At 34.3% G+C, this 21,715-nt stretch carries 23 protein-coding genes; 12 read left to right on the plus strand and 11 right to left on the minus strand.

Translation table 11 applies throughout. From position 1 onward, the window contains the following. Positions 1 to 283 precede the first annotated feature (283 nt). Together VKY47_RS08050 and VKY47_RS08055 are read left to right on the plus strand one after the other, a co-directional pair. Positions 284 to 712 carry a hypothetical protein gene (locus tag VKY47_RS08050; protein ID WP_324311867.1) on the plus strand — a complete coding sequence of 143 codons (429 nt, stop codon included), beginning with the start codon at positions 284 to 286 and terminating at the stop codon, positions 710 to 712. A 77-nt stretch (positions 713 to 789) separates the two neighbouring features. Continuing rightward, positions 790 to 1,635: a DUF2911 domain-containing protein gene (locus VKY47_RS08055; protein ID WP_324311868.1), complete on the plus strand. Its 846-nt coding sequence runs from the start codon at positions 790 to 792 to the stop codon at positions 1,633 to 1,635. A 92-nt stretch (positions 1,636 to 1,727) separates the two neighbouring features. Here the strand turns inward: VKY47_RS08055 and VKY47_RS08060 are convergent, their stop codons facing one another. The 10 genes from VKY47_RS08060 to VKY47_RS08105 form a co-directional block, all read right to left on the minus strand. Then, on the minus strand, positions 1,728 to 3,407 hold the full coding sequence (locus tag VKY47_RS08060; RefSeq protein WP_324311869.1) for a sodium:solute symporter family protein: 1,680 nt from the start codon (positions 3,405 to 3,407) through the stop codon (positions 1,728 to 1,730). Positions 3,408 to 3,608: 201 nt separating this feature from the next. Beyond that, positions 3,609 to 6,125 carry a PIG-L family deacetylase gene (locus VKY47_RS08065; protein ID WP_324311870.1) on the minus strand — a complete coding sequence of 839 codons (2,517 nt, stop codon included), beginning with the start codon at positions 6,123 to 6,125 and terminating at the stop codon, positions 3,609 to 3,611. A gap of 88 nt (positions 6,126 to 6,213) precedes the next feature. After that, a complete protein-coding gene (locus VKY47_RS08070) occupies positions 6,214 to 7,200 on the minus strand; it encodes a phosphotransferase (RefSeq protein ID WP_324311872.1) in 987 nt (328 codons plus the stop codon). A 25-nt stretch (positions 7,201 to 7,225) separates the two neighbouring features. Then, positions 7,226 to 8,293: a magnesium/cobalt transporter CorA gene (gene corA, locus VKY47_RS08075; RefSeq protein ID WP_324311874.1), complete on the minus strand. Its 1,068-nt coding sequence runs from the start codon at positions 8,291 to 8,293 to the stop codon at positions 7,226 to 7,228. Positions 8,294 to 8,327: 34 nt separating this feature from the next. After that, on the minus strand, positions 8,328 to 8,861 hold the full coding sequence (locus VKY47_RS08080) for a mechanosensitive ion channel domain-containing protein (RefSeq protein ID WP_324311876.1): 534 nt from the start codon (positions 8,859 to 8,861) through the stop codon (positions 8,328 to 8,330). A gap of 69 nt (positions 8,862 to 8,930) precedes the next feature. Next, complete coding sequence (locus tag VKY47_RS08085) at positions 8,931 to 9,521, minus strand: Maf family nucleotide pyrophosphatase (protein WP_324311878.1); 591 nt, start codon at positions 9,519 to 9,521, stop codon at positions 8,931 to 8,933. After that, the gene (locus VKY47_RS08090) at positions 9,521 to 10,456 is read right to left on the minus strand and encodes a geranylgeranylglycerol-phosphate geranylgeranyltransferase (RefSeq protein WP_324311879.1); all 936 of its coding nucleotides are present in this window, start codon (positions 10,454 to 10,456) and stop codon (positions 9,521 to 9,523) included. Before VKY47_RS08090 ends, VKY47_RS08085 begins: the two co-directional genes overlap by 1 nt. 75 nt (positions 10,457 to 10,531) lie before the next feature. After that, the gene (locus tag VKY47_RS08095) at positions 10,532 to 11,062 is read right to left on the minus strand and encodes a KdsC family phosphatase (protein ID WP_324311881.1); all 531 of its coding nucleotides are present in this window, start codon (positions 11,060 to 11,062) and stop codon (positions 10,532 to 10,534) included. Then, positions 11,052 to 11,810: a Rossmann-like and DUF2520 domain-containing protein gene (locus VKY47_RS08100; protein ID WP_324311883.1), complete on the minus strand. Its 759-nt coding sequence runs from the start codon at positions 11,808 to 11,810 to the stop codon at positions 11,052 to 11,054. Before VKY47_RS08100 ends, VKY47_RS08095 begins: the two co-directional genes overlap by 11 nt. Positions 11,811 to 11,830: 20 nt before the next feature. Further along, positions 11,831 to 12,418 (minus strand): Crp/Fnr family transcriptional regulator, encoded by a 588-nt coding sequence (locus tag VKY47_RS08105; protein ID WP_324311885.1) that lies wholly within the window; start codon positions 12,416 to 12,418, stop codon positions 11,831 to 11,833. 76 nt (positions 12,419 to 12,494) lie between these two features. Here VKY47_RS08105 and VKY47_RS08110 point away from each other — a divergent pair, with 76 nt between their 5' ends. From VKY47_RS08110 to VKY47_RS08120, 3 genes are all read left to right on the plus strand, one after another. Continuing rightward, complete coding sequence (locus tag VKY47_RS08110; RefSeq protein WP_324311887.1) at positions 12,495 to 12,788, plus strand: hypothetical protein; 294 nt, start codon at positions 12,495 to 12,497, stop codon at positions 12,786 to 12,788. Positions 12,789 to 12,796: 8 nt separating this feature from the next. After that, complete coding sequence (locus VKY47_RS08115) at positions 12,797 to 13,198, plus strand: group III truncated hemoglobin (RefSeq protein ID WP_324311889.1); 402 nt, start codon at positions 12,797 to 12,799, stop codon at positions 13,196 to 13,198. A 147-nt stretch (positions 13,199 to 13,345) separates the two neighbouring features. Beyond that, complete coding sequence (locus tag VKY47_RS08120) at positions 13,346 to 16,543, plus strand: cytochrome c biogenesis protein (protein WP_324311900.1); 3,198 nt, start codon at positions 13,346 to 13,348, stop codon at positions 16,541 to 16,543. A 64-nt stretch (positions 16,544 to 16,607) separates the two neighbouring features. On the opposite strand, the gene VKY47_RS08125 is transcribed toward VKY47_RS08120, so the two are convergent. Continuing rightward, positions 16,608 to 16,979, minus strand: a complete 372-nt coding sequence (locus VKY47_RS08125) for a hypothetical protein (protein ID WP_324311890.1) — start codon at positions 16,977 to 16,979, stop codon at positions 16,608 to 16,610. A gap of 179 nt (positions 16,980 to 17,158) precedes the next feature. On the opposite strand from VKY47_RS08125, the gene VKY47_RS08130 reads away from it, so the two are divergent. The 7 genes from VKY47_RS08130 to VKY47_RS08160 all read left to right on the plus strand — a co-directional run. Then, positions 17,159 to 17,791 carry a Crp/Fnr family transcriptional regulator gene (locus VKY47_RS08130; protein WP_324311892.1) on the plus strand — a complete coding sequence of 211 codons (633 nt, stop codon included), beginning with the start codon at positions 17,159 to 17,161 and terminating at the stop codon, positions 17,789 to 17,791. A 68-nt stretch (positions 17,792 to 17,859) separates the two neighbouring features. Beyond that, positions 17,860 to 18,660: a sulfite exporter TauE/SafE family protein gene (locus tag VKY47_RS08135; protein WP_324311893.1), complete on the plus strand. Its 801-nt coding sequence runs from the start codon at positions 17,860 to 17,862 to the stop codon at positions 18,658 to 18,660. 78 nt (positions 18,661 to 18,738) lie between these two features. Further along, a complete protein-coding gene (locus VKY47_RS08140; RefSeq protein WP_324311894.1) occupies positions 18,739 to 20,154 on the plus strand; it encodes an MBL fold metallo-hydrolase in 1,416 nt (471 codons plus the stop codon). A 125-nt stretch (positions 20,155 to 20,279) separates the two neighbouring features. Then, entirely contained in the window at positions 20,280 to 20,654 is a 375-nt protein-coding gene (locus VKY47_RS08145; RefSeq protein WP_324311896.1) for a rhodanese-like domain-containing protein, read from the plus strand. Continuing rightward, a complete protein-coding gene (locus VKY47_RS08150; protein WP_324311897.1) occupies positions 20,651 to 20,917 on the plus strand; it encodes a heavy-metal-associated domain-containing protein in 267 nt (88 codons plus the stop codon). The genes VKY47_RS08145 and VKY47_RS08150 overlap by 4 nt, the downstream gene beginning before the upstream one ends. 93 nt (positions 20,918 to 21,010) lie before the next feature. After that, positions 21,011 to 21,619 carry a Tll0287-like domain-containing protein gene (locus VKY47_RS08155; protein ID WP_324311898.1) on the plus strand — a complete coding sequence of 203 codons (609 nt, stop codon included), beginning with the start codon at positions 21,011 to 21,013 and terminating at the stop codon, positions 21,617 to 21,619. 1 nt (position 21,620) lies between these two features. After that, on the plus strand, positions 21,621 to 21,715 hold a 95-nt coding region (locus VKY47_RS08160; protein WP_324311901.1), incomplete at its 3' end, for a thioredoxin family protein.

A 21,715-nucleotide genomic window follows, 5' to 3' on the forward strand; every position in this document is an offset into this window, starting at 1 on the left:
TTTCTAGAAATTATTTCAAGTTGAGGTATTTAAAGTAGGTTTGATGAGGCAAGTAAAACACCACAAAAATGTCTTTGTAGTTTTGTTAATTCATCCGCTGGAGATGGTCTATTTTAAAATAATAGTTATAAAAACCAGTCAAATAAACACAAAACTTTAAAACTACTTTTTTCTTAGATAGCAAACATGCCTGGTAGCGCAGCCACTTCTTAATTAAAAATGCACATTTTTATTTGACATTTTTTTTAAAGTTGTATATTTGAGTGTAAAAAATTAATAATTTATGAAAAAACTACAATTCCTGTTATTAGCCGGTTTCCTATTGAGCGCAGGATCTGCTTTCTCTCAAAACATGAAATCAGAAAAGGAGCTTAAAAGACAAGCGGCCAAGATAGATACGGTATATACCGTTCAAGAAAGAGCTAATATTGAACAATGGTTCAACGATCGGGTGAATGAGATGCACCTATCCAAAGAAAAAAGGGAGGACTACGATACCATTGTATATTCGCACATTTACGAAATGAGCCGTTTAAACGATTTGGATAAGGATTATACCATTGATGAAATTCATGTTAGATTTGATGGGATTGTTGACGATATGAATGCCGAATTGAAGGCGCTTTTAACAAACGAGCAATACATCAACCATTTAGAGAATTTTGGTCAGATTGTAAGAAGCATTTACCATAAATACGGGTGGGAAGATTAAGTTTTCCTTAACAATAACCTCTCTGCTTAAAGGCTATTTTTGCTTTATTAAATATAATTAGTTTAAAACTATTACAAATGAAAAAAATATTACTGTTTATGGCCGTAGGAGCTTTAACGTTCCACATGAATGCTCAGGTTACAACCCCACAACCAAGTCCGTTTAGCAAAGTGGAGCAGAAGGTTGGTTTAACCGATTTTACTATTGAATATTCTCGACCAGGCGTTAAAGGTCGCACCATTTTTGGAGATCTTGTGCCTTACGATAAAGTATGGAGAATGGGCGCTAACAAAAACAGCATCATCACTTTTACAGATAATGTAACTATTATGGGGCAGATTTTAGAAGCTGGATCTTATGCCATTTTTGCAAAACCAGGAAAAGAGGTTTGGGAAGTGTTGTTTTATTCAGATACTGAAAACTGGGGAACTCCAGAAAAATGGGACGATGGAAAAGTAGCAGCAAGAGTAAATGCTGAAGTATTTCCTGTGCCTTTTAATGTAGAAAACTTTACGATTGATATCAATCAAATCACTAATTCTGGAGCGACTTTAGAGTTTTTATGGGAAAAAACTTATATCGCTGTGCCTTTTACGGTTCCAACAGACGATAAGGTTTTGGCTTCTATTAACGATGCTTTAAATGGTACTCCAAAAGCGAGCGATTATTATGCTGCTGCTGTTTACTATTCTGAAGAAGGAAAAGATTTAAAACAAGCCAAAGAATGGATGGATAAAGCCATGAAAATGACTGAAAAACCTATGTTCTACCAATTAAGACAACAGTCTGTAATTTATGCTAAAGCAGGGGATAAAAAAGGCGCTATTAAAATTGCGAAACAATCTTTGGAAGCCTCTAAAAAAGCAGGAAACGACGATTACGTAAAAATGAATTTGGATTCCATTAAAGAATGGGAGAAATAAATTCCTTTTAACTTCTTATTTAAAAAGCCTCATAACTAAAATTGTGAGGCTTTTTTTATTTCATGGATAACTTCTATAAAGAGAATTTCTGATTAATCGGATTTAAAGTTTAGTTTCTGAAGAATAAATGCCAAGGTGATTACTACCATACATCCAAATAAGTTCAGCCATAAATACGGCATCCAATCGAACCACCAACCCGTGATTACGATAGCTTGAGTAATTAAGGCTGCTACAAAAACCGCATTTCCGCGCACGTATTTAAAGAAAAAAGCCAGGAGGAAAATCCCTAGGACATTTCCGTAAAAAATAGATCCTATAATATTGACCAACTGAATTAAATTATCCGCCAAATAAGCGACACTAGCAATTAAAATGGCTAAAATCCCCCAGCCAAACGTAAACCATTTGGTTGCTTTTAAATAATGGGTTTCACTTTTTCCAGGAACCATGCTTCGTTTGTATAGATCCAAGGAGGTGGTAGAGGCCAAGGCATTTAATTCGCTTGCCGTACTAGACATGGCGGCACTTAATATCACGGCTAAAAGCAGGCCAATCAAGCCTCGCGGTAAATTGTTAAGAATAAAATGAATAAACACATAATCCTTATCATTGGTTTCAACCCGTACAATTTTTTTATCTGCAGCTTCTTGAATCAATACTTTGGCAGCTTCCCTGTTTGCTCTATCGGCTTCATTTGATAAAGCAATTTCATTGGCATATTTAGCATCGCCCGTGGCAACAAAATTATTTATATGTTCTTGTTTGCTGTTGAAAATAGCCAGTTGTTCATTTTCCAAATCTTGATACGCTCCAGAATATTCTGAATCGATCATGACCTGTTCGGCTGCTGGATTGAAGTTTATTGGGGATTGATTAAACTGATAAAACACAAAAACCATAACACCAACCAATAAAATAAAGAATTGCATAGGAACTTTTAACAAGCCATTAAAAATTAAGCCCATTTGCATTTCCTTAACCGATTTTCCTGACAAATACCGTTGCACCTGACTTTGGTCTGTTCCAAAATAGGAAAGCGCCAAAAAAGTTCCACCAATTAAACCACTCCAAACCGTATAACGATTTTCCATATTGAAGGAGAAATCCAGGATATCCATTTTTCCACTAGCTCCAGCAATCTCTAGAGCTTTCGTGAAGGTGATGTTTTCGGGTAAATAGCTAATAATTAAAAAGAAGGCAATAAACATACCTGTAAAAATAACAGCCATTTGGTGTTTTTGGGTCATACTTACTGCTTTGGTACCACCAGAAACCGTATATATAATTACTAAAATCCCAATGGCTATATTTAAATAAGTTAGGTTCCAGCCTAAAACAGCCGATAAAATAATGGCAGGCGCATAGATGGTAATTCCAGCGGCCAAACCACGTTGAATAAGGAACAAGATGGCTGTAAGACTCCGGGTTTTTAAGTCGAATCGATTCTCGAGAAACTCATAAGCCGTATAGACTTTTAGTCTGTGGTATAAGGGAATAAACACCATGCAAATAATAATCATGGCTATGGGAAGTCCGAAATAAAACTGTACAAACCCCATTCCAGAGTGGAAGGCTTGTCCTGGTGTAGATAAAAAGGTAATGGCACTCGCTTGGGTTGCCATAACAGATAAACCTATGGTCCACCATTTCGATTGATTGCCACCACGTACATAATCTTGAACATTTTTACTACCTCTGGTTTTCCAAGTTCCGTAGCCAACAATAGTAGCAAGTGTTCCAATTAAAACAATCCAGTCTAATGTTTGCATAGTTAAAAAGCTTTGGAGATAAAGTAAAAAATAAGAATGTAAATAGCATTTGCTATCAACACCACCGTGTACATGTTACTCCATTTGTATTTTTTCATGTGTATAAATTTAATGCAGCATGCATGTCATTCTATTTGTTTAATTGAAATGAATGATCATGAATGTGTCATAATTTCAAATATAAAACCGCTAAATTAAGGGTTATTTTTTTTCTCCAAGCAGTATGTCTTCTTTACCGATACTCAACATGTTGGCAAATAATCTGTAAGCCCCTGGAACGCCAGCTGGAAATTCCCTAAAGAAACTCAAGCCTGTGTAAATATAGTAGCCTTTACCATATTTAGCGACTAATAAGCTTCCTTTTTTAGCCGATTCGCCTTTGTCATGCATGGATAAAATAAATGTAAATTCTTTGCTCCATTTGTCTGGAAAATATAAGCCTCGTTCTTGGGTCCAACCTTTAAAATCTTCTTGGGTTATTTTATTTGGGCTGTTTAATAACGGATGTTTAGGTTCTAGGAATTTAACTTCAGAGTGTTCGTCGGTTACCCGATCTTTGGAAAGTTCTAATTTGTAGGGAGCCAAAGCATCTACTTTTAATTGGTGGTTTGTATTGTATTGAACAATCATATTTCCACCATTCGATACAAAATCAAACAATTGTTGTTGTTTGAATTTTAAGGTTTCCAAGGTGTTATACGCTCTAATTCCAACAACAACAGCATCGAACCTGCTTAGGGTTTCCGGATTGATGTCTTCTGGTTTAAGTAGCGTTACCTTGTAACCAATTTGTTGTAAACTTTCGGGAACTACATCTCCAGCACCAACAATATACCCAATGTTTTCACCTTTTTTTTGAATGTCCAAACGCACAATCTTAGTTTCAGAAGGCAGTAATACGGTTTGATATGGAATGTGGTCGTAATCTATTTCTATGAGTTCTTTGGAATAGTTTTTTCCATTTACAGTCATGACAGGAATCAACAGTCCTTCGTGCTGATTTTCTGGAGGAGTGACACGAAATACAAAGGTATTTTCTTCTCCATTATTTGCAATCTGCACCTCTTGTTTTTCTGGGGACACGTTCCATTCCTTAGGATAGTTTAAACTTAAAGTACCTTGTAGCTTATCGCGTCCAGCTTTAACAATAACCGGAATGTCTTTGGCCTGGCTGTTTTCGAAAATGATGACTTTTTCTGATATTTTCACAGAAGCTTCAGGAATAATCTCGAACGGTTTATAAACCTCTCCCTTAACAGGGTCGTTGGTTTTGTAAATTACAGGTTTAGTAAATGTTATGGGGGTCTTGTCAAAAATTAATTTAAAAGACACCTTGAAAACCCTTGGAGTTTCTGGTTTTCCTCTTAAAGAATCCTCTGAAACCTGATACATCCCTAAAGTCCCTTTTTCAGTAAGCCAATAAGGGGTTGTTGGCTTTTGGTTCCTTGGTATTTCTAGGATTTCATGAAAATCGAATCCGTTGTTTTCGGTAAGTGCCAACTGTTTTGTAATTGTGGTATTGTTGCAGGAAATGGTTTCCAATTTTATAGGATACGTACTTCTATTGATCGTTTCAATATTTAGTTTTACCGTCTCTCCTGGAGTGGCTTGACTCGTGGCCGAAGTAGCTTCTAAATACAAGCCAGCACAGGCATAAATAATGTTTTTAATTTCTTTGGTTTTATATGTTCTCCAATGCGTATTTTCTAAATTTTTGATTAACTGATAGGCTTCAACCAGTTTTGGAATACTTGTAGAAGGATTCGTAAAATCGTAATTAGCTTCAACTTGTTGCATAATTTGTCCAATGGCTTCACCACCTTTTACACGATTCCATGTGGTGTCGATACCTTCAAATAGATTGGATTCGTCTTTAGGCATCTGGCCTTTAACCAACTCGATGTATTCCATTTCCGAACCACGAGTTCCGGTATTTCCAAAACCTTGAGATTTATGTTGGCTTCTACTTAAAGCGGCAATTTCATTATTACTTAATCCGTTTAAAGGATAAAAAACACCTAAGTCCAATTCCAATAAACTGCTTTTATCGGCCTTTTCAAATTTTTCTTGACTGCCATAAAACCACCACGAGGTATTGAAAAACAAACGTTTTGGTTGCCACAGACTCGTAGTTTTTAATTGGTTTGGATACGCCGATTTGTTGTTGGAAATATCGAAAGCTTCTATACTTAGCATGGCCGAACTGGTATGATGTCCATGGGTAGAACCCGGACTTCTATGGTCGAACCGATTGATAATAATATCCGGTTGAAATTGGCGAATGGCCAAAACCACATCGCTTAAAACCTCTTCTTTGTTCCATATTTCAAGCGTTTCGTCTGGATGTTTGGAATAGCCAAAATCGTTGGCACGCGTAAAAAGTTGTTCACCTCCATCTATTTGTCTGGCAGTTAATAATTCTTGTGTTCTAATAACCCCTAAAAGTTCGCCAATTTCCGGGCCAATTAGGTTTTGGCCACCATCACCTCGTGTTAAGGACAGATAGGCTGTTCTGGCTTTTACTTGGTTAGACATGTATGAAATGAGGCGGGTGTTCTCGTCGTCTGGATGTGCTGCTACGTATAGAACGGATCCTAAAAAATTAAGTTTTTTAATGGCCTCGTAAATTTCTGAAGTATTTGGTTTTTTGGGAGCTTGAGCGTATATGTTTAAGCTTGAAAATAGTGTTATAATTACAACAAGTAATAATCTTTGCATGGTGGGTTTTTTAGAAAGCACTAAATATAAAAAGAAAACCTACAAGCGTGCAGGTTTTTATGTTTCTTTAACGTTTGAAAGTATGGTGCTAAATGGTGATCTTGTTAAATGTCATCCACTGGTTTACTGTATGGATCCAATATTTAAAAAATTCTTCGCTTAAGAACTGATTAGAAAAATCATTAAATCTATCCACATGAATGCCATTATAGTGAAGCCAAATGGCTAAACCGCCATAAGGGATTAATCTTTTTTCTTCTTCTGAAATAGGTGTTATGGATCCATAGCCTTTATAAAAAGAATCTCGTTTTAGAATAAAATCTTCTTTCTTAGGTTCATTTCTAAAAAGTACCATAAGTGAATAGGAGAGATCTAAAAACAGCCAACCATTTCCACAATTATCAAAATCGAAATAAGTAATTTCAGTTTCATTCTTAATCCTCATGTTTTCATACCACAAATCGAGATGTACGATGCCATGTCTTAAATTGCTTGTTTTAGCCTTTTTAAATTCCGACGTAATTATGGCAGCAGCTCGTTCAAAATATGTTATTTCTTTTGTTGATTCTTTAAAATGATTTTTCGCAGCCTGATAAGCCCAGTTAACAAGGGTTTCGGCATGGTAGTTTTTTCTATTTAGGGTTTTGTCGGTAGTTAACAGATGCATTTTTGCCATAGATTCTCCAAGTTTAAAACAAAGTTCTTGTGTTGGAACTCTAATGGCTTCTCCTTCAGCAAAAGAAAATAAGACAGCAAAACGTTCTCCTTCTGAAGCATTTATTTTTTGGACATATGTATTTTTAGAATCTAGTATTGCGTAAGAAACTAAGATGTTATTGTTTTTTAAGTAATTTAAAAGTCTTAATTCTTCATTAATTTCTACTTCTGTTTTCCAATTTAAATAGTAAACTCTAAGTACAAATTTATTGGTAGGAGTTGATACAAGGTACGAGTGATTGATTCCTATTTTAAGAATACTACAAGTTGTTTCTTGGGGAAGGTTATATCGATTTATAACTAAATTAGATAGATATTCTGGGGATATTATAGAACTTAAGGCGGGGGCATTTGTCATTTTTCACTAGTTATTCCAGAAACTATTAAAGCCATTTTTTCTTCTTAAAATAGTAGATCATACCAATAAATATTAAAATCATTACTCCCCAAAGAATAAAGTAGCTGTATTTATAATGTAGTTCTGGCATATTATCGAAATTCATTCCGTAAATACCTGCAATAAAAGTTAAGGGAATAAAAATTGTGGCAATGATGGTAAGCACTTTCATGACTTCGTTCATTTTATTGCTAATGGTGGTCATGTACATGTCCATTAAACTCCAGATCATTTCTCGATAAATTTCGATAGCATCGGATAATTGAAAGGCATGATCGTAAATATCCCGATAATACTGAATGGAATTTGGGTTAATTAAGGCATGTTCATTTTTTTCAATCCGACTAATAATTTCTCGAATGGGGAAGATGGTTCGACGTACTTTCAACACTTCCTTTTTTAGGCTTAAAACTTGTTGACTTAAATCGTCCTGAAGATTTCCATTAAATAAAAGTTCTTCCAGGTCCTCAATTTTGTTTCCCATGGTTTCGCTAACAATGTAGTAGTGGTCCACAATAGCATCGATTAGAGCGTAGAGCAAATAATCTGCTCCAAGGGTTCTAATCCTACCATTTTCTATACGTAGTCGCTCTCTAACATTGTCAAAAACATCTCCTTCCATTTCTTGGAATGTGAGGATGTAATTAGGTCCTAACACCAAACTTATTTGTTCAATCTTAATGTTTTCGTTTTCATCGTAATACAACATTTTAAGGATAACGAAAATATAGTCGTCGTAGATATCAATTTTTGGGCGTTGAGAGATATTGGCAATGTCTGCAATAACTAAAGGATGCAGATTGTAGTGTTTTCCAATCTTTTCAATTTCATTGATATGGTTTAAGCCGTTGATATTGATCCAGGAATTGGACTTGGAATTTTTAAAATTAAAGGTATCTTCAATCGATTTGAGCTCTAATTCGTTTATAAAATCTGGGCCATAATCAAAAGCATCTATAAAGAGTTGTTTTGTAGATTTTTTGCCGGTATAAATAATAGAGCCGGGAGATTTCTTAATGTGCTTTTTATATTTGTTGGTTCTCTTTTTAGCCATGAAGTATAAATATTCCTATAAATATATGGATAATTTAAATAGCATTGGAGCCGTCGTCAATGGCATCTTTTTTAATTAATGTCACCGCTTTTTGTAGCAATAGATTATTTGGATAGGTCACCAAATCGCCATTATCTAATCTTAAATGCACTTGGAAGGCTCTAATGTCTTCAATAATAGCTTCTAAAGGGAAGTCTTTATCGTGAATCTGGATTTTGTCTCCTACTTTATATGGAAAGGAAAAAAACATGATGACTCCAGAAGTAATATTGCTCAAAATGGACCATATTGCAAATAAGGCAATTCCAATAACGGCAAAAACCGAAGAAAAAACGAGTGCCAAATCTTTTAACTGTGCGCCAAAAATAAAGGTCTCGATTAAAAGAGCTATTAAAATTAAGGTTACGGTTGCGTATCTACTAATTAAATGGATTCTAGCATCGTTAATACCCGATTTTTTTCCTAGTTTGTAAATGAGTTTATGGGAAATTACCCGAATAATAAATAAGAATATTAATACAAATAAACTGGCAATAAATTCAGATTGATAATTTTCAAAAAATGTCATTTTCTTTATTAAGTTAGTATGGCAAAGATATATTAGAAATAAGGAACTAGGTAGTCCCTTAAGTTATATTTAAGAAGAAACCAAGGTATTTAAAGTTTGATAAACCAGATGTGTTGGTAAACCTACCACATTAAAATACGAACCTTCAATTTTAGTAATTCCTATTTGACCAATCCATTCCTGAATGCCATATGCACCAGCTTTATCAAAAGGTTTACAGGTTTTTATATAGTGTTTAATTTCGTTGTCGCTCAATTCTTTAAAAGTAACTTTAGTTACAGAATAAACCGTTTTTTGAAGTTTGGTTGTTGTAAAACAAACAGAAGTAATGACTTCGTGCGTGTCATGACTTAAAGATTTAATTATCTTGAAGGCATCCATGTTATTTTTAGGTTTCCCAAGCGCTTGGTTGTTGTGCCAAACAATGGTATCGCTGGTTATAAGAATGTCGTTTTCCTTTAATTCATCCTTAAATGGTAGCGCTTTTAATTGGGACAAATAATCGCTGATCTCGAAATGTTTTAATCGGGATGGATACTCTTCATTTACAGGTTTTAAACGCACCTCGAAATCCAGACCTAAATCTGTAAAAAACTGTTGCCTTCTAGGCGAACCTGAAGCTAAAATAAGATGCTGATTTTTTAGTTTCTCGTTTAACATTAGCCTAGTAAAACAAATTGATATAGTGCCAATGAAAACATGCCAATTAACATGATTAATTTAAGCAAGTTGCTAATAAAACGAAGCTCTTTTTTTGTTTCGGCGCTGTAAGATTTGATGCTTAAGTAAATTAAAGGTCCCAGAATAAATACTAAAAAATAGGCAACTACCAATAATTGAGAATACAAAAAGGTGATAATATAAAAAACCACACCAAATAAAAGCATGACCGAAAGTGCAAAAACTACTTTTATAGCCCTATTTCTACCCAATGCAATGGGCAAGGTATTAAAACCAGCCTTGTATTCGCCATCTACATCTTCAATATCTTTCACTATTTCCCTAATAAGATTTATGACGAAGGCAAAAATGGCATAATCCAGAATAATTTTAAAAAAGGTTATTTGTGTTTCCCGGTTTTCTGGGGTTATTACTGGAAGCAAATCGAATAGACCTACAATAATAAGACTTAAGGCCACTAAAATGGAAACTACAATATTTCCAATTAATAGCAACTGCTTTAAATATGAGGCATAGACGTACAACAAGGCAGAAATAATGACAAAAATGGCAAAAAATCCATTTTTACCAATAAGATTTGAAAGATAAAAGCCGATTCCAACACCAATAACATTAAATACAATAAATAGGATGTTAGCTGTTTTCTCCGAAATGCTTTGTCCAACAACTACGCGTTCTGGTCTGTTAACGGTATCCACTTCCACATCGTAAATGTCGTTAATGATATATCCAGCTGCTGCGATACAAACAGTGGCCAAAACCAATAAAATAAATCCAAATAAATTAAGGGTCACGCTTAAGTTGGTTGCCGCTAGAAATGGCTCTAAAAGCATGTATTTTATTAAAAATTGAACCAACGCAATCAAGATTAAGTTCTTATAACGAATAAGATTTAAGAAATTTATAAGTTTCAAATTTGTAGTATAAAGTTAGTTAGTGATTTTTTTATTAAGACTATTTTTTATTTTCAGTAAAACGAAAAAGTGCTATTAATCGTATTTGGCATTAAAGTTATCCAACCATTTTCCTTGAACCTTTAAAACTTGTTCAATGACATCTCTAACGGCGCCATTACCACCATTTTTATGGGACACATATTTAGAAATGGCTTTAATTTCTTGAACGGCATCTTGTGGGCAACAAGGCAAACCAACTAATTGCATGACAGGAAAGTCTGGAAGATCGTCTCCCATAAACAATACGTTTTTTAGATCTATTTGCTGTTTTTCTATATACTGATTTAACTGCTCGATTTTATTTTGAACGCCTAGAAAAACATCTGTAATACCTAGGCCTTCCAGTCTAAGTCTAACACCTTCGTTGTTGCCGCCAGAAATAACGCACACGTGGAATCCTTTATCAACAGCGGTTTTTAGGGCATAACCATCTTTAATATTCATGGTTCTTAGCATTTCGCCAGTTGTGGTTACCATTATGGTGCTATCGGTTAATACACCGTCTACATCAAAAATCAAGGTAGTAATATGTTCTAAGTATTCTTTATAGCTTTTATTTTCCATGGGTCTTTTTTATGGCATTGGTCATCAAGTTATAAATGGCTTTATGTTCCTCATTTTCTAACTGGTCCAAATGTCTTTTAATGGTTTTTTTATCGTTTCGTTTCGCTGGCCCTGTTTGTGCCAGAAAAGGTGATATATTTTGAACTTTTTTAGCGGTTTCTAAAATCAATGGTTTTAAAATATCGAATTCCACACCTTCAGCTTCTGTTATTTCATGCGCTATCCGATACAGTTGATTGGTAAAATTATTTACAAATACGGCTGCCAAATGCAACGCTTTTCTTTGGTCGCTATTCACTTTATAATGGTCACTACCAATAGCTTCTGCCAGTGACTTTAAAAGTGGATAGTCTTTTTTGCCAATAGTTTCTATACAAATAGGCACATTTTTAAAATCCAGTTCAGCTGCTTTGGAAAAGGTTTGAAGTGGATAAAACACACCACGTCTGTTTTTTTTGTCTAAGTCGTAAATACTCACGCTTCCAGACGTATGGGCCACCAAGCGGTTTTCAAAGGGCAAAGCTTCTGAAATATCTGAAATGGCATCATCGCTTATAGCAATCAGATAGAGGTCGGCTTCGGTTAATTCTGAAAGTTTGTCGGTAATTGAAACCTCATTTTGAAAAGAACTTATTTTGCTAATATCCCTATTATACCATTGTTTTACCGAAATTGTTTTGGTTTTTGAAAACACTTTAAATAGGTGTGTAGCAACATTTCCTGCGCCAAGTATGCTTACTGAAATCATGGGTGTAAATTAAAGGTATTTTAAATAAAAACTTTACGTTGTTTAAGAATTAATTTTTTAGTTTTTTCCAAATGTTTTACGGCTCTAATAACAGTTTCCACACGCAGGCCTGTAAGATCTGAAATTTGCTGACGTGTTAATTTGACTTCATACAATCCTTCCGTATTAGACGTGTCTTTTAAATGATGCAATAAGGTTAAAATACGATGTTCTGGCGGATGAATGGATAATTCCTTCATAATTTTAGCCTTATAAAGCATTCTATTGCAAAGTAATTTCGTGAATTTTAAATGTATTTCTGGTTGTGCTATTAGCAATTTTATAAACACTTTTCTTTCTAAAACATAAACCTCGCAATCTGTTAAACACATGGCACTTGCCGGATAATCAAAAGCGCCAAGTAGCGGAGGTTCACCAAAGGAGGTGTTTTTCTCAAAAAAACCCTGTGTAAACTCTTTGCCTTCTTCCGTAAGATTAAACATTTTTACTTTTCCAGATTTTAACTGATAGTAATATTTAGCTATATCAGATTCATTGAAAATAATTTCGTCTTTATGAAAGGTTTTTATGGACGGATTATATGTTTCTAAGATGTTAACTGGTATCATTTGTATATGATTTGAATCATAAAATAACAAAGATAAGTTTTAGAATTTTGTAAGAAGAATTTTAAACACTAAGAAAATGAATATTTTAAATCACTATCGTCACGATTTTAGAGAGAATTACATTTTGTACATCCCTTTGACCATTATTTTACAAAGTTGTTTGGGCTCTATTGCAGCTATGTTTATTTTAAAAAACAGTATAACAGGACCATTTCATTTTTTTGAACTAACTTTATGCGTTGTATTTGCTATGGGTTATAATGCCGTTGTTTACGCACAATTAAAAAACAACGTAATATTTAACTTCTTAGTAGCAACATTATTGGTGCACGTGGCACTGATAATTATTAATGTCTTACGACTGTTTTAAATTTAGAAATGATAAAAGAAGATATAGGAACTCGAGAAGATGTCTATTTATTGGTATCCACTTTTTACGCAAAAATTAGAAAAGACCCGTTTTTAGGGCCTTTTTTTAATCGGGTCATTAAAGACTGGGATGAACATATAGATAAATTAACTACTTTTTGGGAAACCAGTTTATTCACAACCCGACGCTTGGAAAATAAATATTATGGCAATCCTTTAGCTGTTCATATAGATGTTGATCGAGATAATGACCAAAGTATCACATCAGAACACTTTGGGAAATGGTTAAACCTATGGTTTGAAACCATCAACGAACTTTACGAAGGTGAATATGCTATGAAAGCGCAGCAAAAGGCCAGAAAAATGAGCACTTTTATGTTCATAAATATTTTTCAAGCCAGACAGAATTAGTTAATTCAAAGTTTTTTCAGTAAATAAAACGGTCGTAGTTGGTTTTGCTATACAAAGCAATTGTTCAGGCTTCTTTTTATGCTTTTAACATATTAAATGAACTAAAAACCTTAAATTTGCTCGACCAAATTTTAGAGTCTCAAAATGATGCAAAATAAAATCACTAAATTCTTATTTTCTACCAGATTAACAGCCGTTTTGTTCATAGTTTTTGCAGCCTCCATGGCTATTGGAACTTTTATGGACGCTGGTCAAGATACCTCTCCAACGCCTTATACAAGAAATCTAATCTACAACACATGGTGGTTTGAAGCCATTCTGTTTGTTTTCATGATTAATTTTATTGGTAATATTCCTAAGTATCGTTTATGGCGTAAGGATCAATGGGCCACTTTAATGCTTCATTTATCCTTCATCTTAATTATTATTGGAGCTGGAATTACCAGATATATCAGTTTTGAAGGCATGATGAATATTCGTGAAGGAGAAACCGAACATGCCATTTTATCGCATAAAACCTATATCACCGCTTATATTGATGGCGATTATATGGTGAATGGCCAAGCCCAAAGAAAAATCGTTGAAGAGGAAGTTGATTTCTCCCATCGATTAAAAAATAAATTTCACTATAAAACCGACTATAACAACCAAGACGTTACTTTCGAACTTGAAAAGTTTATTGGAGGTGCCGAAAAAGATGTTGTTCCAGATGAAAACGGGAAAGAATACCTGAAACTTGTTGAAGCTGGTGGGGATGGTGCGCCACATAATCATTTCTTGGAAGCAGGAGAAGTTCAAAGCATTCACAATGTGTTATTTTCCTTAAATAAAGAAGTGCCAGGTGCTGTTAATATTACTTCTACCGAAAACGGTTTAACCATACAATCTCCTTTTGAGGGAGAATATATGACCATGGCAACCGGAGTAACTGGAGATTTGGTAAAAGATAGCATACAGCCACTTATTTTACGTTCTAGATATGTTATAGGAACCATGCAAATAGTGTTTCCAAAGCCCGTTGTAAAAGGTCATTTTGACATTGTGAAAAAATCTGAAATGCTAGCAGGAGATGAAGATGGTGTGGTACTAAAAGTAACTTCCAATGGTGAAACAGAACGTGTTGGATTATTAGGAGGACAAGGGTACAGCAAGCCATTTGAGAAAGTACATATTGCAGGATTGGATATTGCATTTAAATATGGTTCGAAAATTATTGAATTGCCATTTAGCATAAAATTAAATGATTTTGTTGCCGATAAATATCCAGGAACCGAAAAAAGCTACTCTTCTTTCGCAAGTGAAGTAACCGTTATCGATAAAGAAACTGGCGATTATGATTACCGTATTTATATGAACCATATTTTGGATCATGGAGGATATAGATTTTTCCAAGCTGGATTTGACCCAGACGAATTGGGAACAAGATTATCGGTAAACCATGATTTCTATGGAACTTGGGTAACATATATTGGTTATTTCTTTTTATACTTTGGAATGATTGCCATTTTATTTGATAAACGAACACGTTTTGGCGATTTAAAACGTCAACTGAAACGCGTGAAACATAAAAAATCAAAAGCCTTAATGGTCTTGTTTTTATGTTTTGGTTTGCACGGATACGCTCAAGAACCTGCTCAAAACGATAATCACAAACACAGTACAGCTCCAACAAAAGCACAAATAGATTCTATTTTAGCTGTTAATATTACACCTAAGGCACATGCCGATAAATTTGCACATCTGGTTATTCAGGATGCTGGAGGACGAATGATGCCTATAAACACCTATGCGTCTGAAATGCTTCGTAAGTTGAGCAAGCATGATACGTATGAAGGTTTTGATGCCAATCAGGTGTTTTTATCTATTCAGGAAAGTCCGTTATTATGGTATAACGTTCCGGTTATTTATTTAAAACCTCAAAAAGGAGATTCTATACGTAAATTAATTGGTGTAGAAGAAGGACAGAAATATGTGTCCTTAGTAAACTTTTTTACTGAAAATGGCGCTTATAAATTGGCTCCTTATTTAGAAGAAGCATATAAAGCACAAATACCAAATGGTTTTCAAAAGGAATTTAAGGAAACAGACCAACGTGTTAATTTATTGTACAACACCATAGAAGGTTACGCCTTACGAATTTTTCCAATTCCAGACGATTATAACAACAAATGGATTTCTTCAACAGAATATAGAAGGGACAACTATCGTGATCAAATTAAAGATTCCTTATATGCAAACTTTGTAAACAATGGCTTTAGTGCATATTTGATTACCTTAAATTCTGCCAAGCAGTCTGGAGATTTTTCTAAAGCAGAAGATCTGTTAGAATCCTTTAAAAAGACCCAGCATAAATTTGGAAGTAGCGTCATGCTTTCAGATAAAAAAGTGCAAGCAGAGATAAGTTATAATAAATACGACATCTTTAAGAAATTATATAGCTGGTATATGTATGGATCAGCATTGATGTTTGTTTTAATAATTGTTCAAATCTTTAGAGAGAAGAGTCGGGTTTTAAATACAAGTATAAAAACGTTTAAATACATTATTTTAGGTCTGTTTATACTTCATACTTTAGGTTTAATAGCCCGTTGGTATATTTCTGGACATGCACCTTGGAGTGATGCTTACGAATCCATGATTTATGTGGCTTGGGCTACCATGTTGTTTGGTTTGCTTTTTGGTAGAAAAAGTGATTTGACCGTTGCGGCAACAGCCTTCGTAACCTCCATGATTTTAATGGTGGCACATTGGAGTTGGATGGATCCAGCTATAGCCAATTTACAACCAGTTTTAGATAGTTATTGGTTAATGGTTCACGTGTCGATAATTGTGGCAAGTTATGGACCATTTACTTTAGCCATGATGTTGGGAGTTGTATCCTTATTTCTGATGATTTTTACTACTAAAGAAAATAAAAGCAAAATGCTCCTGAACATTCAAGAGCTAACTATTATAAACGAAATGGCCTTAACGGTTGGTTTGGTATTACTAACTATTGGAAACTTTTTAGGAGGCATGTGGGCCAACGAAAGTTGGGGAAGATACTGGGGTTGGGATCCAAAGGAAACTTGGGCTTTAATTAGTATTATGATTTATGCCTTTGTAATCCATATGCGTTTGGTTCCAGGACTTCGTGGACGCTTTACGTTTAACCTAGCTTCTATCTTAGCTTTTTCAAGTATTATGATGACTTATTTTGGTGTGAACTTCTACTTGGCAGGATTGCATAGTTATGCGAGTGGCGACCAGATTGTAAGTGTGAAATTTATACTTATTGCTTTTGGAATTGTAGCCGTATTGGCCTTATTGGCCTATAGAAAATATGCAAAATTCTATAAGAAATAATAAACAAGTGAAATAAAAAAAGACTGCAATTTGCAGTCTTTTTTTATTTCGTTAATATAATATCTTAAAGTCTTATTGGAGTTTTATCTAAATTTAATTCGTCTAACATGTCTTGGGTAAACTTATAATGCCCGCGACGTGTAATGATTTTAAATCTGTCGTCCTTCATTCTTGTAAGAACATCTAAAAATCTCCATTTAGATTTTAGTAATTTTGGTTCATCAGATTTTAAACTTATTTCAAAATAATGTTTTCTTCCGCCTTTTTCCGCAACAATGTCTGGAGTTAGTGTCATATCACTTCCTTTTTTAAGGTAAGATTTTGGTGTTTCATAACCATCAACATCTGCTTGGATGTTATTGAATCCCATTCTTTCTAAGTACGTTAGAGATTCTTTCAAAAATACTTCGTTTTCTAATTTGTCCTGTGCTATCATGCTATAAAGATATAAAATTTAAATGGTTTTTTGGGTTAATACACTGTTAAACATTATTTTAATAATTCATTTTCAATAAGTTAGGCGTTGTTAAACCTGATTTTATATATTTATTAATATCGATTTCCTTTCATAGTTAAACCGTAAATTTGTAATATTAAACTTTATACCAACCCAAGATGATAGAACATTTAGAAGCTAATTACGGTTATTTGTTTGAGGACGAACTACTTCAGGAAATAAACCAAGTTGGTGTTTTTAAAGAAATTCCAGAAGGCAGCAAGCTCATAGAAATTGACGATTACATAAAATCCATGCCTTTACTCATAAGCGGCGCTGTTAAAATAATGAGGGAAGATGAACATGGAGATGAATTGATCCTGTATTTTATTGAAAAAGGAGACACCTGTGCCATGACTTTGTCCTGTTGTATGGGACAAAAAAGAAGTGAAATTAGAGCTGTAGCCGAAACAGATACCACATTAATTATGATTCCCGTTGAACACATTAGCCTGTGGATGGGAAAATATAAAAGTTGGCAAAATTTTATTCTTCAAAGTTATAACGAACGTATGTCGGAACTTCTAGAAGCTATAGATACCATTGCTTTTTTGAAAATGGACGAACGTATTTTGAAGTATTTGAGAGATAAAGCCATGGTAAACCACAACGAGGAAATTGTTGTTACCCACCAACAAATTGCAAACGACTTATATACGTCTAGAGTTGTTGTCTCTCGCATTTTAAAAGCTTTAGAGAGAAATAATCAAATAAAAATCAATAGAAATCGAATTACCTTATTAGATTTATAACAGATGATTCCTTTAAAATAAACAACCATAAAAGGTTGCTGTTTTTGGTTTTAGTTTAGAACACTTTTATGGATTTAAATACCAGCTTAGGATATATTGGAGCACTTTTAATTGGAATTGTTCTAGGTTTAATAGGAGGAGGTGGCTCTATACTTACTGTTCCTGTTTTAGTTTATTTGTTTTATTTTAATGCCGTAACGGCAACGGCATACTCTCTTTTTGTTGTGGGGGTTTCGTCTGCTTTTGGGACCGTAAAAAAGATTCAGAAACAACAGGTGAATTTTAAAGTAGCCATGATATTTTCCATACCTGCCTTTACTGCGGTATATGTAACCAGACGTTTTATCCTACCAGCAATTCCAGAAAACCTATTTGTAATAAAGAGCTTTCTAGTTACAAAAGACATGGCTATCATGACACTTTTTGCCCTCATGATGTTGTTTGCGGCCAAGACCATGATGGCAACAAAAAAAGTTTCAGAAATTAGTAAGGAATCAGTAAAACTTAATTATCTATTAATTTTTATTCAAGCTGTTGTTATAGGTTTGCTTACAGGTTTGGTAGGAGCGGGAGGGGGCTTTGTTATCATTCCAGCCTTGATAGCGTTGGCCAAATTGGACATGAAGGAGGCCGTGGGCACCTCGCTTTTAATAATTGCTATTAATTCCTTGATAGGTTTTACAGGAGATTTTGGGCATTTAGAAGTAGATTGGTTATTTTTACTTGGTTTTACAGCCATTTCGGTTGTAGGGATTTTTATAGGTACTTATTTATCCAATTTTATAGATGGAAAGAAATTAAAAAAAGGATTTGGATGGTTTGTATTAGGTATGGGAATTTATATTATATATAAAGAACTCACTACGTAACTATAGATTGTAACCTATGTTACCCCTAAATAAGAATAACATGACTAATTTTGCATAATTGATAAATACTAGAATAAAATGAAGATAGAACAGATTTACACAGGGTGTTTGGCACATGCTGCTTATTATATAGAGAACAATGGTGAAGCAGCAATTATTGATCCATTAAGGGAAGTGCAACCCTATATAAAAAGAGCAAACCTGGACCATGCAAAAATCAAATATATTTTTGAAACACATTTTCATGCCGATTTTGTTAGCGGACATTTAGATTTAAAAAGGAAAACAGGTGCGGATATTGTTTTTGGACCTACAGCAAAACCTGCCTACGAAGCGATTATAGCCGAAGATGGACAAATTTTTAAGGTAGGAAACTACCAAATAAAAGTCATCCACACGCCTGGACACACCATGGAGAGTACCACCTATTTGTTGATTGACGAAAACGGAAAAGAACATGGAATCGTTACGGGTGACACCCTATTTATTGGTGATGTTGGAAGACCTGATTTGGCCCAAAAAATAGCATCCGATTTAACCCAAGAAAAATTGGCAGGATATCTTTTCGATTCCTTAAGAAATAAAATCATGCCTCTTGGCGACGATTTAATTGTATATCCTAATCATGGTGCAGGTTCTGCTTGTGGAAAAAACATGAGTAAGGAAACTACAGATACCCTTGGAAATCAGAAAAAAACGAATTATGCCTTACGTGCGGATATGACCAAAGAAGAATTTATAACTGAATTATTAGACGGTTTAAGTGCACCTCCGGGATATTTTCCACAAAACGTGATGATGAATATTCAAGGCTATGAAAGTTTTGATGATGTGATGCAAAAATCGCAAAAACCTTTATCTCCTCAGGAGTTTGAAGCTGCTGCCAACGAAACTGAAGCGATTGTTTTAGATGTAAGACATCAGAATGATTTTGTAAAAGGCCATATTCCTCGTTCTATTTTTATTGGAATCGATGGTGGATTTGCTCCTTGGGTTGGGGCGTTAATAGTAGATGTAAGTCAGCCTATTTTAATTGTCGCTCCAGAAGGAAGGGAAGAAGAGGTAATAACAAGATTATCAAGAGTTGGTTTCGATAACGTAATTGGTTATTTAGATGGAAGTTTTGAAGCTTGGAAAAAAAATGGCTCAGAATATGATGCCATTGTCTCCATTTCTGCCCAAGAATTGAATACTCGATACAACGACATAAAGGATGTTGTATTTGATGTTAGAAAAGAAGGGGAATACACTGCTGAACATATAGAAAATGTTCATTTTACACCGCTTGATTCCTTAAACGATCATTTAGCTGAATTCCCTGATAATAAAACCTTTTATGTGCATTGTGCGGGAGGATATAGATCGGTAATTGCAGCATCTATCTTAAAAAGTAGAGGCATTCATAATTTAGTGGATGTTGCAGGAGGATTTTCAGAAATTAAAACTTGTGGAATTCCAACAACAAATTATGTGAGTCCTTCGACCTTAAAATAAAAGTTAATTTTTTATTCATATAAAGAGTGACAAGGTTTTGTTACTCTTTTTTTTTGTGTAACTTATGTTACTAATAATCTGGTATAAAGGATGTAATTTTATACTTGATAAAACCAAAAGTCAAAATGAAACATTTATTAATAGTCTTGTTTCTTGTAAGCTCGATTTATCATGCAAATGCACAAGAAAAAGATAACATCGTCGTACTTAATCTTTCAGATTTCAAAACACAAACAGAAAACAAAGACGTTCAGCTAATTGATGTTAGAACTCCAGAGGAATTTGGAGAAGGTCATATTGAGGGCGCAGAAAACATTGATTTTTATTCTGATAATTTTCAGAACGAATTTGATGAATTGGATAAAGAAAAGCCGGTTTATTTGTATTGCAGAAGTGGTGTTAGAAGCAACCAGTCGGCACAAAAGCTTTCAGAAATGGGATTTAAGGAAATCTACGATTTAGAAGGCGGATTTTTAAATTATAACAAAAAAGACGAATGAGAACCTCAGTAATAGTTCAAAATTTAAAATGTGGAGGTTGTGCCAATACCATCACAAATAAATTGTCTGAAATCAAGAATATTTCAGATGTAAACGTAGATGTAGAAGCAAGCAAAGTGTCCTTTCATTATATCGAGGAAGCCGATGCCCTTCATGTTAAAGAAAAACTGAAACATATTGGTTATCCTTCCGTGGAACAAGAAAATACTATGAGGTCTAAAACAAAATCGTTTATTAGTTGTGCTACCGGAAAATTCAAATAGATCAAAACAGTCTATAAGGAATTGAGATATAGTTTTAAGCGTATAAATCGACAATCTAAGAACAGCATGAATGTTCTTTTAAATTTTATTAAGATGAAAAAATACTTAGTTATTATTGGATCGTTCCTTTTGATTTTAGCCAGTTGCAAACAAGCTAAAACCGAAACCATTGAGGTTACTGAAAGTTCAACTGAAGAAACCAAAGATTTAGCAATAAACTACGAAGAACTCGGAATGAAATACGCATTTGACACTAAAGCCGTACTTGGTAAAAACCTTATGGGAACCATTAAGGAAAAAGGAGTAAATGCAGCTGTTGAATTCTGTAATATTCAAGCGTATCCTTTAACAGATAGCATGTCGGTTGCCCATAACGTCCATATTAAACGGGTCTCAGATAAACCTAGAAATACAGAGAATCAAGCAAGTTCAATAGAGTTACGATATATAGAGAGTTTTAAAAAAGCTATCGCAAATAACGAAGTGCCAAAACCTATTTTAGATGAAACTGAAAAAGAGGTCACTTTCTACTACCCAATTACAACCAACACTATGTGTTTACAATGTCATGGAACACCAAATAAAGAGTTGGATGCAGAGGCTTATAAAACCATAAAAGCGCTTTATCCGAACGATTTGGCCATTGGGTATCATGATAATGAAGTGAGAGGTATTTGGCGCGTAAATTTTAATAAAGAATAAGATGAGTCAGTTTTCAGAAATAATTAATCAAGATAAACCTGTTCTTGTAGATTTTCATGCAGAATGGTGTGGGCCTTGTAAAATGATGTCACCCAT

The sequence above is a fragment of the Xanthomarina sp. genome (assembly GCF_035306705.1).
GTDB lineage: Bacteria > Bacteroidota > Bacteroidia > Flavobacteriales > Flavobacteriaceae > Xanthomarina.

Excerpts from the sequence above, each read along its gene's own strand:
- VKY47_RS08080 (WP_324311876.1), bottom strand. The coding sequence starts at position 8,861 with ATGACATTTTTTGAAAATTATCAATCTGAATTTATTGCCAGTTTATTT.
- VKY47_RS08060 (WP_324311869.1), bottom strand. The coding sequence starts at position 3,407 with ATGCAAACATTAGACTGGATTGTTTTAATTGGAACACTTGCTACTATT.
- VKY47_RS08070 (WP_324311872.1), bottom strand. The coding sequence starts at position 7,200 with ATGACAAATGCCCCCGCCTTAAGTTCTATAATATCCCCAGAATATCTA.
- VKY47_RS08115 (WP_324311889.1), top strand. The coding sequence starts at position 12,797 with ATGATAAAAGAAGATATAGGAACTCGAGAAGATGTCTATTTATTGGTA.
- VKY47_RS08105 (WP_324311885.1), bottom strand. The coding sequence starts at position 12,418 with ATGATACCAGTTAACATCTTAGAAACATATAATCCGTCCATAAAAACC.
- VKY47_RS08065 (WP_324311870.1), bottom strand. The coding sequence starts at position 6,125 with ATGCAAAGATTATTACTTGTTGTAATTATAACACTATTTTCAAGCTTA.
- VKY47_RS08135 (WP_324311893.1), top strand. The coding sequence starts at position 17,860 with ATGGATTTAAATACCAGCTTAGGATATATTGGAGCACTTTTAATTGGA.
- corA (WP_324311874.1), bottom strand. The coding sequence starts at position 8,293 with ATGGCTAAAAAGAGAACCAACAAATATAAAAAGCACATTAAGAAATCT.
- VKY47_RS08095 (WP_324311881.1), bottom strand. The coding sequence starts at position 11,062 with ATGGAAAATAAAAGCTATAAAGAATACTTAGAACATATTACTACCTTG.
- VKY47_RS08120 (WP_324311900.1), top strand. The coding sequence starts at position 13,346 with ATGCAAAATAAAATCACTAAATTCTTATTTTCTACCAGATTAACAGCC.
- VKY47_RS08140 (WP_324311894.1), top strand. The coding sequence starts at position 18,739 with ATGAAGATAGAACAGATTTACACAGGGTGTTTGGCACATGCTGCTTAT.
- VKY47_RS08130 (WP_324311892.1), top strand. The coding sequence starts at position 17,159 with ATGATAGAACATTTAGAAGCTAATTACGGTTATTTGTTTGAGGACGAA.
- VKY47_RS08055 (WP_324311868.1), top strand. The coding sequence starts at position 790 with ATGAAAAAAATATTACTGTTTATGGCCGTAGGAGCTTTAACGTTCCAC.
- VKY47_RS08110 (WP_324311887.1), top strand. The coding sequence starts at position 12,495 with ATGAATATTTTAAATCACTATCGTCACGATTTTAGAGAGAATTACATT.
- VKY47_RS08100 (WP_324311883.1), bottom strand. The coding sequence starts at position 11,810 with ATGATTTCAGTAAGCATACTTGGCGCAGGAAATGTTGCTACACACCTA.
- VKY47_RS08150 (WP_324311897.1), top strand. The coding sequence starts at position 20,651 with ATGAGAACCTCAGTAATAGTTCAAAATTTAAAATGTGGAGGTTGTGCC.
- VKY47_RS08155 (WP_324311898.1), top strand. The coding sequence starts at position 21,011 with ATGAAAAAATACTTAGTTATTATTGGATCGTTCCTTTTGATTTTAGCC.
- VKY47_RS08125 (WP_324311890.1), bottom strand. The coding sequence starts at position 16,979 with ATGATAGCACAGGACAAATTAGAAAACGAAGTATTTTTGAAAGAATCT.
- VKY47_RS08050 (WP_324311867.1), top strand. The coding sequence starts at position 284 with ATGAAAAAACTACAATTCCTGTTATTAGCCGGTTTCCTATTGAGCGCA.
- VKY47_RS08085 (WP_324311878.1), bottom strand. The coding sequence starts at position 9,521 with ATGTTAAACGAGAAACTAAAAAATCAGCATCTTATTTTAGCTTCAGGT.
- VKY47_RS08145 (WP_324311896.1), top strand. The coding sequence starts at position 20,280 with ATGAAACATTTATTAATAGTCTTGTTTCTTGTAAGCTCGATTTATCAT.